We start from the raw sequence: 11927 nt of genomic DNA, 5'->3' as shown, positions 1-11927 counted from the left end.
CGCCCTCCTTGACCGCGTACTCGCCGCCCTCGGACCAGGCGAGCGCGCCGAGCAGGTGGTTGGCGTCGGAGCCGCCGTTGAAGGGCGGCGACTCCCGGGCGCCCGTCGCGACCGCGTCGCCGCAGGAGCGGACCAAGCCCGGCGACCAGCCCGAGCCGCCCCGCCGCAAGCGCGACCCCTACCTCGACAACGTCAAGTTCCTCCTGATCGCGCTGGTGCCCGTCGGCCACGCGCTGGTGCCGACGCTCGACGCCGACTCCTCGCGCGCCGCGTACATCTTCATCTACGTCTTCCACATGCCGCTGTTCGTGATCATCAGCGGCTACCTGTCCCGCAACTTCTGGAACTCCAACGCCAAGACGAACAAGCTCGTCGACACGTTCGTCGTGCCGTACGTCATCGTGGAGGTCGGCTACGCGGTGCTGCGCACCGCGCTGGGCCAGAAGTGGTCGCTGACGATCATCGACCCGGCCTGGCTCAACTGGTACCTCCTGGCGCTGCTGTTCTGGCGGCTGTCCACACCGGTGTGGAAGCGGATGAAGTACCCCGTGCCGGTGGCCATCGCCATCTACCTGTTCGCCGGGTTCTCGCAGATCTCCGGCGACTTCAGCATGGACCGCTTCTTCGGCCTCATGCCGTTCTTCGTCATCGGCCTGGTCCTGCAGCCGGAGCACTTCGATCTGCTCAACCGGCGCTGGATCAAGATCGTCTCCTTGGGGGTGCTGGCCTCCGCCGCCGCGGTCGCCGTCTACATCGCGCCGAAGGCGACGCTGAAGCCCTTCTACTTCAAGCACAGCTTCCAGGACATGGACCTGTCCTGGTGGATGGGCCTCGGCGTGCGCACCGGGCTGCTCGTCTGCTCGCTCGCCGTGTGCTTCGCCGTGCTCGCGCTCGTGCCCCGGGGCGAGACGTGGTACTCCGACCTCGGCACCCGCACCCTCTACTGCTACCTGCTGCACGGCATCCCGGTGCTCATCGCCAAGGAGAAGGGCTGGCTGGAGCTGCCGTGGCTGCACGGCCCGCTCGGCGTGCTGGCGATCAGTTCGAGCTGCTTCGCGCTGGCCATCGTGCTGTGCCTGCCGGAGACCCGCACCGTGTTCAAGTGGGTGCTGGAACCGCGCCTGACCTGGCTGTACCGGCGCCCATCCGGAAGTTAAGCGGCAGTTCGGCCCGCATTAACGCTCATGACCCGGTGAGCACCGAGCATCGACGCATGCGGGTTTGCGTAGCCACCATCGTCCACCATCCCGAGGACGCCCGGATCATGCACCGGCAGATCCGGGCGCTGCTCGACGCGGGCCACGAGGTGACCTACGTCGCGCCCTTCACCCATTTCAACGTCACGCCGCCCATGGGGCTCACCCCGGTCGACGTCCCGTACGAGGCGGGGGTCGGCCGGGCGGGCGCCGCGCTCAGACGCGGCCTGCGCGGCGCCGACCTGCTGCTGGTCCACGACCACGCGCTGCTGCGCCTGCTCCCCCACCGCCGCCCGCCGGTCGTGTGGGACGTCCGCGAGCCCGTCAACGCGCGGCGGCTGGCGCGGGCCGAGCGGCGCCACAACGTCTGCACCTCCTCCGTGGTGCCGGAGGCGACCATGGTGGCCGCGGCCCCGCCCGTGCCCGGCGACACCCGGGTCGTCCACCTCGGCCGGCTGTCGGCCGAGCGCGGCCTGACGGAGCTGATCGGCCTGGCCGAGCGGCTGGTGCCGCACGGGATCCGCATGGAGCTGATCGGCGCAGCCGAGCCCGGGGTGCGCCCGCTGCTGCGCGACGCCCAGCGGGTCGGGCTGCTCGACTGGTACGGCTACGTGCCGAACCGGCACGCCCTGCGGATGGCCGAGGGCGCGCTGGCCGGGCTGTCGCTGGCCGCCGGCACGGTGACGGGGATGCCGACGAAGGTCCTCGACTACATGGGCCGCGGCGTGCCGGTGATCACCACGGCGCAGTCGGCCGCGCTGGTGGAGCGGACCGGCTGCGGGATCGTGGTGCCGCTGGACGTGGACGCGGCCGTGGACGCCGTGCTCGACCTCAAGGAGGACCCGGCACGACGGTCGGCGTACGGTGTGCGCGGCCACGCGGAGGCCCGGCTGCGGCACCACTGGCCTGATCACGCGCCGTCGTTCGTGGCCCGCATGGAGGCGTGGGCCGGGCTCACCGCCCCGGTCCGGAGCCGTGCCGCCAAGGCGCCCCTCTCGCGGACGGCCTAACGCGTCCGGTCGAGGTCGAAGGTCACGTCCGCCAGCCTGACGGTGCGCACCCGGGGGTCCTCGATGAGCTTGCGCAGGTCCTTGATCGTCGCCATCTCGTCCACGTAGGCGTACACCAGGCCGTCGCTCGCCGCCTTGCGCAGCCGGGACAGGGACAGGTCGAAACGGCGCAGGTTCGCCTCGTCGTAGTCGCGCAGCATGCCGACCCAGTGGCGGAATCTCTGAAGGTCCTGCGCGGGCACCTTCTCGCAGGGCGGGTCCAGGTCCTCGCCCGGGAGGACGCGGTCATAGGTGGTGCTGTCCCATGTGATCGGGACCGAGCCGGGGCGCCGCTCGTAGACCATCCTCCCATCGCACCCGTGACCGAACGCCCCGAAGTCGGCGGGTGTCATCGGCTTGGCGAGCTCGATGACGGCCATCGCGTTGAGGCTCTCGGGAAGCCGCGCCAGCACCTTGCGCATGTCCTCCTTCGACTGGAGCCAGGTGCCGACGTTGGCCAGCGACGTGCTGAGCCGGGTGTTGGCGTAGTTGCCGAGCGGCAGCCGGCCGACCCGGCCGAAGAAGTCCTGAGTTATGGTGTAGAAGCCGCCGTCACCGCCCTCGAAGCCGCCCCCGGCCCGTCTCTGGCGGGCGCCGACGGTGAGCGACATGGACAGCGGCGTGGTCTCGCAGCAGTCCTGCACCGCGATGCTGTACGCCGGGTTGTAGATCTTGAAGGCCGTGCCGAGCACGTCCCACATGCGCCTCTCCCGGTCGCCGCGCTTCTGCACCGCCGCCGAGCCGAGCGTCGCGACGAGCGCGACCGCCACCAGCACGGCCAGCACCAGCGACGCCGTCCTGACGACTCCCCGGCGCACCGCCCTGCGGGTGACCTTGGGGTCGAAGTCCGGCATCTCCAGCACCGGCTCGTCCTCGTTCATCGCGCCCCTCCGCTTGTCTCGACTCCGTACGTCTCGGCGAACGCGGCCCTCGCGCGCCACACCGCGGTCTTGATCGTCGCGTGTTTGGTACCGGTCATCGCGGCCACCTCCACCAGGGAGAAGCCTTCGAGGTAGACCAGCGTGAGCAGCTTCCGGTGCCGCTCAGGCAGCCGGTCGAGGGCGTCGCGCACGTCCACGGCGTCCACGTGCAGCGCGGGGACGCCGAGCTCGTCGGCGTCGGGTAAGGCGAGCTCCCGGCGCGAGCGCCGCACGTGGTCGATGAGGACGTTGCGGGCGATGGTGAGCAGCCAGGCCGCGGCGTTCTCCCCGCGCCAGCCGAGCAGGGCGCGGGTGGCCTTGACGAACGTCTCCTGGGCGAGATCCTCGGCGAGATGGGGGTCGCGGGTGCGGCGCAGGAGGAACCCGCACACGAGCGCCCAGTGCTCGCGGTACAGCTCCTCGATGATGACGGCCTCCGCGTTCTCGGTGATGTCACATCAGCCCAGACGAGACCTCCCCGGGAATGGTCACATCCCTTTCCGGTTGATGTACTGGACGCATGGCATCGCATGTGATCCAAGGGCGTACGGTCAGCATGCCTGTCGAGGTGCGAGACGCGATCGTCTGCAGCGCGATGTATCCCGTGCGGGCCGACGCGGCCCGGGCGGTGATCGCCTATTCCGGGCTGGACGTGGCCGAGGTGCTCCCGGGCAAGGCCGTCTGCGTGCTGACGTTCGTCGACTACCGCGACGGCGACCTCGATCAGTACCACGAGTTCGGCATGGCGTTCATGGTGCGGCCGCCGGGCGTGGCGGGCGCGGCCGGGCTGGCCGACCTCAGGCAGGCGGGGGTGTTCATCCACTGGCTGCCGGTGGACCAGCGGTTCACGCTGGAGGCCGGGCGGAGGATCTGGGGCTTCCCGAAGGAGCTGGCGGACATCGAGCTGCGGCTGTCGTCGCCGTACAAGCGCTGCATCGTGCGCAAGGACGGCCGGCTCGTGCTCGACATGCTGCTCAAACCGGGCCTGCCCGTGCCCGGTCCGGGCCCGATGACGCCGCTCGACGCCTACACCCACCGCGACGGGCTGACGCGGCGCGTGCCGTGGTCGGTGCGGGCGCGCGGAGTCAGGGTGCGGCCCGGCGGGGCGCTGATCCGGCTCGGCAACCATCCCATCGCCAAGGAGCTGAGCGAGCTGGGCCTGCCCAAGCGGGCCCTGACCTCGTCCACGGTGGCGCGCGCCGAGATGACCTTCGGCGACGCGATCAACCCCTAGGCGGCCCTGCCCGCTCCTGGGCGGGCCGCAGAGGGGCCGTCAGACGATCGGGGGGCGGCCGAGCTTCACCATGCGCCAGGCCGTGCTCCAGGCCATGGGCCGGCGCTCACCGGCCGGCGTGCGCAGCCCTTCGAAGAAGCCGGAGAACCACGCCTTGAGCGCCATGCCCGAGCCGCGCTCGCGGATCACGGTCAGCACGACCCAGTCGAGCAGGTAGAGGGCGGCCAGGGGCCACGGCAGGTTGCGCCGGGCCAGCCACACCCGGTTGCGGGCGTTGAGCCGGTGGAAGTCGGCGTGCCGGGTCGGCGGAACCTGCGGGTGGTACATGACCGTCTCGGCGTCGTACTCGATCCGGTAGCCCTCGCCGAGCAGCCGCCAGGCCAGGTCGGTCTCCTCGTGCGCGTAGAAGAACCGCTCGGGCAGCCCGCCCACCTGGAGGAAGGCCGAGCGCCTGATGGCCGAGGCGCCGCCGAGGAACGTGGTGACCGGCGAGGAGCGCTCGGGATCGCCGGCGCGCAGCCGCGGCACGTGGCGGCGCTGGCCGGTGCCGCCCTCGGGGTCCATCACCCGGAACGAGATGACCGCGAGGTCGGGTTCGGTGGCGAACCGGTCGCGGACATGGGAGACGACCTTCTGGTTGGCATACCAGCCGTCGTCGTCGAGGAACAGCACGACGTCGCCGGAGCACTCCTCGACGCCGCGGTTGCGGCCGGCCGGGATGCCGGTGTTGCGGTCGAGCCGGATCGTCTTGACGGTCGCGGCCGAGCCCTCGGGTGGCGTCGCCGACACCGCGGGCACGTCGGCGCCGTTACCGACGATCACCACTTCGACGTCGCCGTCGATCTGGTTGAGCGCGGACTCGACCGCCCGGTTCAGCTCCGCGACCCGGTTGCCCATGGTGAGGATGACGCACGAGATCTTCAACGAATCATCGTCCTGACGCGTCGAAGGCACGAGCGGAGCATTCTTTCATGATCACCGAGTCTGCTGGTCGCATGGTCCTGATGTTGGTGGAGCTAAGCGTATCGGAACCGGTGGTGAACCCCCGCCGAACGACGGAGGTCCGATCAATACGACGGTCGAGACGGGCAACCGGTTCCGGGCTTCTGATCAAGCAAGCCGCCTCGACGCCATGATGCTCACCAGATGCAGCACGACCTGTACGCCCGCCGCCACGCAGCAGGCGACGACCAGCACCCGCGTGGCCGTCAGATCGCCGATCACCAGATCGGCCACCATCGCCACCAGGGCGAGCAGCGACAGCTCGACCGGCTGCACGATCCGGTGGAACTGCGTCGCCGCGAGCACCCGCCGGCCCAGGCTGAGCAGCCCGGAGCGGAACTGCACCCCGGCCGCGTCGCTGGCGGCCGGCAGGCCGCCCTTGGCCCGGGCCACCTCGACCAGGTCGGACTCGGCCTTGATGAGGATCGCGCCGAGCGCCCCGGCGAACCCCAGCACGGTGTACCAGTCGGGCAGGACGGCCGAGGCCCGCCAGCCCAGCCCGGCCAGCAGCGCGGCCTCGGTGAAGTAGGCGCCGACCCGGTCGAGGTAGACGCCGGCCAGCGACGTCTTGCCGGTCCAGCGGGCCAGCTCGCCGTCGGAGCAGTCGAGCAGCAGGTAGACCTGCGTGAGCAGGGCGGCGAGCACGACGGCCCACGGGCCGGGCAGGGCGAGCACGACCCCGGCCAGGATCCCGATCACCGTCATCAGCCAGGTGAGCTGGTTGGGCGTGACGGGCGTCTTGGCCAGCAGCCAGGTGGCGTAGATGGACAGCCGGCGCATGTAGAGCACGCCCGCCCAGTGCTCGCCGTTGCGGCGCTCCAGGTGGCCCGGAGGCTGGGCCACCTGGCGCAGCTCAGCTACCGAAGGCCCGGACATAGTCCTCAACCCGATCGCGGATCTCGGAGTCGCTCATGCGCAGGTGCTCCAAGATCGTGTAGCGGCCGGGACGCGTGGCGGGCGCCAGCGCGACGGCCTCGGCGAACTGCTCCGCGCTCAGCCCGATCTCGGCCGGCGACACGGGCAGCTGGTGGCGGCGCAGGCACGCGGTGACCTGCGCGAGCCGGGCCTCGTCCTCCCTGAGGAAGAAGCAGAAGGCGGCACCGATCCCGGCGAGCTCGCCGTGGTTTGAGGTGCCCGGGAAGAGTTGGTCCACGGCATGAAGGATCTCATGGTCGCCACCGCTCGAAGGCCGCGACGAGCCTGCGATCACCATCGACATGCCCGACAGGATCAGCGACTCGGCGAGGACCGTCAGGAACGCGTCGGACTCGATCGAGTCGCCGCGGCCGATCAGCGCCTCGGCCGAGGTGCGGGCCATCGAGCAGGCCAGGCCGTCGATCGGCTCGCCGCGCTCGACGTTGCTGAGGATCCAGTCGTCGATGGCCGACAGGTTGCTGACCACGTCGCCCACGCCGGAGCGGACCAGTGACTCGGGCGCGTTGTGCACGAAGTCGAGGTCCACGAGGATCGCGAGCGGCATCGGCACGCCGAAGGAGCCCTTGCCGCCCTCGTACGTCAGCGAGGCCGTCGGCGAGCAGATGCCGTCGTGGGACAGGTTGGTGGCCACGGCGACCATCGGGATGCCGGCGAGCGAGGCGGCGTACTTCGTCGCGTCGATCGTGCGCCCGCCGCCGACGCCCACCACCACCTCGTAGGCGCCCTTGCGCAGGTCGGCGCCCAGCGAGACGGCCGCCTCGACCGACCCGTCGGCGACCCGGAACACCTCGGCCTCGTCGAGCGTGGGCGCGATCAGGCCCTCGATGTGGTCGCCCTGGCCCGGCCCGACCGCCACCGCGACGCGGCCGGAGGTCGCCACCCGGCTGTCGGCGAGCAGCGCGCCGAGCTGCGCCACCGCGCCCCGCCTGACCTCCATGGTCAGCGGCGCCGGCAGCATCCGCGCTAGGAGTGGCATGCGGCCCCCTCAGAAGCGGCTGGAAGCGGCATCGCGGCCCCCTCAGTAGCGGACGGCGATGGTGCGGGCCTTGGCCAGGTCGTCGTGGTTGTCCACCTCGACCCAGTCGACCTCGCCGATCGGCGCGACGTGGATGTGCTCACCGCGCGCGATCATCTCCTGGTAGCCGTCCTCGTAGTAGAGCTGCGGGTCGCGCTCGAACGTGGCCTGGAGCGCGTCGGCGAGCCGCTCGGCCGCGCCCGGCCGGATCAGGGTCGCGCCGATGTACTCGCCGTACGCCTCGGCCGGGTCCATGAGCTTGGTGATGCGCTTGACCGCGCCGCCGTCGAGGGTGACCTTCATCTCCTCGTCGGCCAGCTTCTTCACGTCGTCGACGGCCAGCAGGATGTCGCTGGTCTCGGGGGCCGACAGGAGCGTCTTCTCGACCGAGACGGGGTGGACGGTGTCGCCGTTGACGAGCAGGGCGCCCTGCGCGAAGTAGTCGCGGGCGCACCAGAGGGAGTAGGCGTTGTTCCACTCCTCGGCCTTGTCGTTGTGCACGAGGGTGAGCTTGACCCCGTGGCGCCGCTCCAGCGCCTCCTTGCGCTCGTGCACGGCCTGGGCGGCGTAGCCGACGATCACCACGACCTCGCGCAGGTCGACCTCGGCGAGGTTGCGCAGCGAGATGTCCATGATCGTCGTCTCACCGTCGACCGGCACGAGCGCCTTGGGCAACGTGTCGGTGTACGGCCGCAGACGTCTTCCGGCTCCAGCGGCCAGCACCATTCCCAGCAACGTGCACTCCTCAGTCGAGCATGACTACCGTAGGCCCAAAGGTTAGTTGGCTTTGGGGCCTGTGCGGGTAATCCGCCGTCAGTCTTGCGTTCCCATGTCGGCCACCTCCGCCGCCGGCTCCGGCGCGGAGCGAGGCGCGGCGAGCCAGCACGTGAGGCTCTCCCAGCCGAAGAGCCCCCACAGGTAGAGCGCGAGGAGCGCGTAACCGAAGGTCATCACGCCGGCGACGCCCGCCAGCGCGATCACCAGCATCCGTCCCTCCCAGCCGAGGCCGAGCTTCGACAGCCACGGCGGCGGGTAGACCCGCTGCCGCAGCCGGTACACCAGGTCGTAGTGGTGGAAGGCGAGCGCGCCGAGCAGCAGCATGATCAGCACCGGGTGGACGCCGTGGGCGAACCCGCAGGCCGCGACGAACGCGTACTCGATCAGCCGCAGGACCGGCGGCACGAGCCAGTCGAAGCGGCCGTCATGTGGATGGGAGCTGCCCGGCCCGGCCAGCAGCAGCGTCACGGCGGGCGCGAAGAGCGCCAGCCCGTCGCTGCCGGCCACGCCGAGCATCAGCAGGACGCCGGTGACGAACGCGCCGGCGACGACCGGCGGCAGCGGCGGGAGCTGGCCCGCGACGAGCGCCCCCATGCCGCGCGAGAGCGGCCCGTCGTCGCGGTAGGTGACGACCGTGCTCCTCGGCACCGGTGTCATGTGCACGGTGATCATCGTGCCGGCCTCGCGATCCGCCCCGTGAGCCGGTGGACGCCCGTCATCGTGCCGACCTCGCGATCCGCCCCGTGAGCTGGTAGAGGGACGCGACGCCGCCCCAGGTGATGAGCGCCGCGAACGTCACGCGGGCGTTGAACAGCGCGGCGGTCACGGCGATCAGCGCCATCCGCTCGCCGATGGGCAGCACGATCATCTTCTTCGCCCAGTGGATCAGCGAGTCGCGCTCCAGCCGGTGGGACAGGCCCAGCACGCCCTGCGCGGCGGGGGCGCCGGCGCGTCCGTCGGTCTCCTCCAGCAGCGAGCGCACCGGCTTGGCCCACAGCGCGCCGACCTTGGCCGCGTCGGCCACGGACCCGCCGTACGCGAAGTCGATCGCATGCCGGACGACCTGCAGGATCATCGCGGCGATGGCGAGGTACCAGATCCCGTCGGGACCGCCGTGCTGCCACGGCAGGCCGCCCGCGTAGCCGATGGCGAGACCGGCGTAGACGACGTACTCCTTCAGCCGGTCGGCCATGCCGTCGGCCCACGCCCCGAGCGGCGTGAACGCGCGGGTGTAGCGGGCGAGCTGGCCGTCCAGGCAGTCGAGCACGAACGACAGGTAGACCAGCGCCGCGCCCAGCACCATCGCGCCCCGCGTGCCGGCCGAGAACCAGACCGCCGCCAGCACGGCCAGGCCGACGGAGCAGCCCGTGACCGTGTTGGGCGTGAGCCTGAGCCGCGCCGCCGGGCGCACCAGGTGGCGCGACCAGGAGGAGACGAAGAACGTCGTGAAGAAGCCGTCGCGGTCCTTGACGGCGGTGTCGAGGCGCACCTGGTCCTCGTCCACCTCCGCGAGCCGGGTGATCGCGCCGTCGGCGGTGGCCTGCCCGGTCACCCGGTCGGCGTGCAGCGGGCCGAGCCGGGCCGCGCGGACCCGCGCCCCCGCCCTGACCAGCCCCACGAGCAGCAGGTCGACCGCCTCGACGGCGCTGACGGGGCCGAGCCGGCCGCTCTCGGCGAGGTCGGCCAGCTCCTCCGCGACGTCGGCCAGCGAGGCGAGGTCGGCCTCGCCCGCCTGGAGCACGCCCCGGAAGGTGGCGTTGGCCTGCGGCACGGTGTGGAAGGAACTGGCCGCGGCCACCACCCGGCCGCCCTCCAGCCGCACGGGCGGGCGCAGCGGCCCGCCCTCGGCGTCGGAGGAGACGAGCGCGGCCGAGCCGCGCGCCGGGTGCTGGAGCAGGAGACCGAGCGCGTCGGTGTGGGCGACGAGGTCGGCGGGCAGCACGACGAGCGGGCCGGTCGAGCCGCGGGCCAGCTTGGCCACGGCGCGCAGGTCGGCGCCGAGCCCTCCGGCGGGTTCGGCATGCTCGGGCTCGGGCTGCTCGCCTCGCGGGAGCAGCGCGCCGCCGGGCGTCAGCACCTGGACGTCGCGGACGGCGAGCGCCGCGAGCTGGTCACCGAGCCGGTCGAGCAGCGTGCCGTCGGCGCAGGAGAGCCGGCATGCCGGGGTCGTGGCGAGCAGGACCACGGAGGCGGCCGAGCTCGCGCGGGTCAAGGAAGGTGTCAAGCGCAGGTCCTCCCGGTCGTGAGGGAGTGCGTGGACTCAGCGTAGCGAGAGGGCGACGCGATATCACGGACCCGGACCGTTACGCTCCGGGTATGGATTCTGGGTTGCGCGCCGTCGGGGTCGTGCTGGCGGGCGGAGTGGGGCAGCGCATGGGGCTCGGCCGGCCCAAGCAGCTGGCCACCGTCGCCGGGCGGACGATCCTGGAGCACTCGATCGCCCTGTTCGACGGCTCCCCCGACATCGACGAGGTCGTGGTGCTGATGACGCCGGGGCTCGTGGACGAGGCGAGGGAGCTGGTCGGGCGGGCCGGGTTCCGGAAGGTGACCAAGGTCGTCGAGGGCGGCGCGAGTCGTACGGAGAGCACCTGGCGGGCGCTGCAGGCGATCGGCGCGGAGGAGTGCGACGTGCTGCTGCACGACGCCGTCCGGCCGCTGCTGGAGCCCCGGATCATCACGGACTGTGTACGCGCGTTGCGGGATCACCGGGCCGTCGAGGTGGCCATCCCGAGCTCCGACACCATCTTCGCGGTCGAGCCGGGGCCCGGCGGGGAGACGATCACGGAGGTGCTGGACCGCTCGCGGCTGCGCCGGGCGCAGACGCCGCAGTGCTTCCGCCTGTCGGTCATCAGGGAGGCGTACGAGCGGGCGCTGGCCGACCCCGGCTTCGCCGACCGGCCGGCGACCGACGACTGCGGGGTGGTGCTGCGGTACCTGCCTGACGTGCCCATCCACATCGTGCCGGGCAGCGAGCGCAACATGAAGATCACACACCCGGTGGACGCGCGGATCGCGGCGGCGCTGTTCGAGGCGTCGCCCGTTCCCGCGGTGCGGGAGGAGGAGGACGCGCGGGCGGCGCTGGCGGGGCGGAGCGTGGTGTTCCTGGACGCCGGTGTCAGGGCCGGTGTCGGGGCTGTCGTGGGGGCCGGTGCCGGAGGCGGTGTCACGGGTGGTGTGCGGGAGGCGGCGGAGCTGGCGTCCCGGCTGGGCGCCCGGGTGCTGGTCCTGTCGCGGGAGCGTGACGGGCTGCGGCTGGACGACCCGCGTTCCGTGGCCAAGGCGCTGGCCGGGGCGGGGCGGATCGACCACGTCGTCCTCGCCGTCGCGGCCGTCACAGCGGGAGGCGCGGGGAGCCTCGCCGAGGTCGCGGACGAGAGCGTGGCCGAGGCGGCGGTGTCCGGGTACCTGGGGCCGGTCAACGTGGCGCGGGCCGCGTACCCGCGGCTGCTGGAGAGCGGCGGCGGCCTGCTGCTGTGCGTCCCGGCGGGGGCGGGAGACCCGCTGGGGGCGCCGGCCGAGGCGGCGGCGACGGCCCTTGCCCGGTCGCTGGCGGCCGAGTGGGCCGCTGAAGGCCTGCGGGTCAACTGCGTCACCGGCGGCGGGACGGCGGAGGAGACGGCCCGGGCGTGGCTGGCGGTGCTGGCGTCGGGCCGCACGGGCCAGGTCCTCGACGCGTCATCCGGCCCACGCTGACACGCGGAGGGCGCGCGCGCGCGGCCGCGGCGGGTTCACCGGCTTGCTGCTCGGCTCCACCAGCCAGCACGTGCTGAACCACGCGAGCGGCACGGTGGCCATCGT

12 protein-coding genes are annotated in these 11927 nt (G+C 72.2%); 4 read left to right on the top strand and 8 right to left on the bottom strand.

What is annotated here, in order from left to right:
* Positions 1-1157, top strand: a 1157-nt coding sequence (locus AB0H81_RS40415; protein WP_358386388.1) for an acyltransferase family protein, incomplete at its 5' end; no start/stop codon positions are given.
* A gap of 56 nt (positions 1158-1213) precedes the next feature.
* Positions 1214-2206, top strand: coding sequence for a glycosyltransferase (locus AB0H81_RS40410; RefSeq protein WP_358386385.1), 993 nt, complete (start codon positions 1214-1216; stop codon positions 2204-2206).
* Here AB0H81_RS40410 and AB0H81_RS40405 read toward each other — a convergent pair.
* A complete protein-coding gene (locus tag AB0H81_RS40405) occupies positions 2203-3126 on the bottom strand; it encodes a hypothetical protein (RefSeq protein ID WP_358386383.1) in 924 nt (307 codons plus the stop codon). The two genes, AB0H81_RS40410 and AB0H81_RS40405, sit on opposite strands and share 4 nt — an antisense overlap.
* A complete protein-coding gene (locus AB0H81_RS40400; RefSeq protein WP_358386397.1) occupies positions 3123-3581 on the bottom strand; it encodes a sigma-70 family RNA polymerase sigma factor in 459 nt (152 codons plus the stop codon). Before AB0H81_RS40400 ends, AB0H81_RS40405 begins: the two co-directional genes overlap by 4 nt.
* A gap of 104 nt (positions 3582-3685) precedes the next feature.
* On the opposite strand from AB0H81_RS40400, the gene AB0H81_RS40395 reads away from it, so the two are divergent.
* A complete protein-coding gene (locus tag AB0H81_RS40395) occupies positions 3686-4399 on the top strand; it encodes an acetoacetate decarboxylase family protein (protein ID WP_358386381.1) in 714 nt (237 codons plus the stop codon).
* 39 nt (positions 4400-4438) lie between these two features.
* On the opposite strand, the gene AB0H81_RS40390 is transcribed toward AB0H81_RS40395, so the two are convergent.
* The 6 genes from AB0H81_RS40390 to AB0H81_RS40365 all read right to left on the bottom strand — a co-directional run bounded on the left by AB0H81_RS40390 (position 4439) and on the right by AB0H81_RS40365 (position 10353).
* Positions 4439-5323 (bottom strand): glycosyltransferase, encoded by an 885-nt coding sequence (locus AB0H81_RS40390; RefSeq protein WP_358386378.1) that lies wholly within the window; start codon positions 5321-5323, stop codon positions 4439-4441.
* Between the two features lie 186 nt (positions 5324-5509).
* Positions 5510-6277: a CDP-alcohol phosphatidyltransferase family protein gene (locus AB0H81_RS40385; protein WP_358386376.1), complete on the bottom strand. Its 768-nt coding sequence runs from the start codon at positions 6275-6277 to the stop codon at positions 5510-5512.
* Positions 6255-7295: an iron-containing alcohol dehydrogenase family protein gene (locus tag AB0H81_RS40380; protein WP_358386394.1), complete on the bottom strand. Its 1041-nt coding sequence runs from the start codon at positions 7293-7295 to the stop codon at positions 6255-6257. Before AB0H81_RS40380 ends, AB0H81_RS40385 begins: the two co-directional genes overlap by 23 nt.
* Before the next feature lie 60 nt (positions 7296-7355).
* Positions 7356-8087 (bottom strand): phosphocholine cytidylyltransferase family protein, encoded by a 732-nt coding sequence (locus AB0H81_RS40375; RefSeq protein ID WP_358386374.1) that lies wholly within the window; start codon positions 8085-8087, stop codon positions 7356-7358.
* Between the two features lie 78 nt (positions 8088-8165).
* Complete coding sequence (locus AB0H81_RS40370; protein ID WP_358386391.1) at positions 8166-8786, bottom strand: DUF5941 domain-containing protein; 621 nt, start codon at positions 8784-8786, stop codon at positions 8166-8168.
* Positions 8787-8844: 58 nt separating this feature from the next.
* Positions 8845-10353: a CDP-alcohol phosphatidyltransferase family protein gene (locus AB0H81_RS40365; protein WP_358386371.1), complete on the bottom strand. Its 1509-nt coding sequence runs from the start codon at positions 10351-10353 to the stop codon at positions 8845-8847.
* Positions 10354-10445: 92 nt separating this feature from the next.
* Between AB0H81_RS40365 and AB0H81_RS40360 the strand changes: the two genes are divergently transcribed.
* Positions 10446-11822 carry an IspD/TarI family cytidylyltransferase gene (locus tag AB0H81_RS40360; RefSeq protein WP_358386368.1) on the top strand — a complete coding sequence of 459 codons (1377 nt, stop codon included), beginning with the start codon at positions 10446-10448 and terminating at the stop codon, positions 11820-11822.
* Positions 11823-11927 lie beyond the last annotated feature (105 nt).

It is taken from the genome of Nonomuraea sp. NPDC050691 (genome assembly GCF_040654455.1).
In the GTDB taxonomy this organism is placed as follows: Bacteria; Actinomycetota; Actinomycetes; order Streptosporangiales; family Streptosporangiaceae; genus Nonomuraea.
This window is presented reverse-complemented; position numbering and strand designations above follow the sequence as displayed.

Excerpts from the sequence above, each read along its gene's own strand:
- AB0H81_RS40405 (WP_358386383.1), bottom strand. The coding sequence starts at position 3,126 with ATGAACGAGGACGAGCCGGTGCTGGAGATGCCGGACTTCGACCCCAAG.
- AB0H81_RS40385 (WP_358386376.1), bottom strand. The coding sequence starts at position 6,277 with ATGTCCGGGCCTTCGGTAGCTGAGCTGCGCCAGGTGGCCCAGCCTCCG.
- AB0H81_RS40380 (WP_358386394.1), bottom strand. The coding sequence starts at position 7,295 with ATGCTGCCGGCGCCGCTGACCATGGAGGTCAGGCGGGGCGCGGTGGCG.
- AB0H81_RS40370 (WP_358386391.1), bottom strand. The coding sequence starts at position 8,786 with ATGACACCGGTGCCGAGGAGCACGGTCGTCACCTACCGCGACGACGGG.
- AB0H81_RS40395 (WP_358386381.1), top strand. The coding sequence starts at position 3,686 with ATGGCATCGCATGTGATCCAAGGGCGTACGGTCAGCATGCCTGTCGAG.
- AB0H81_RS40360 (WP_358386368.1), top strand. The coding sequence starts at position 10,446 with ATGGATTCTGGGTTGCGCGCCGTCGGGGTCGTGCTGGCGGGCGGAGTG.
- AB0H81_RS40410 (WP_358386385.1), top strand. The coding sequence starts at position 1,214 with ATGCGGGTTTGCGTAGCCACCATCGTCCACCATCCCGAGGACGCCCGG.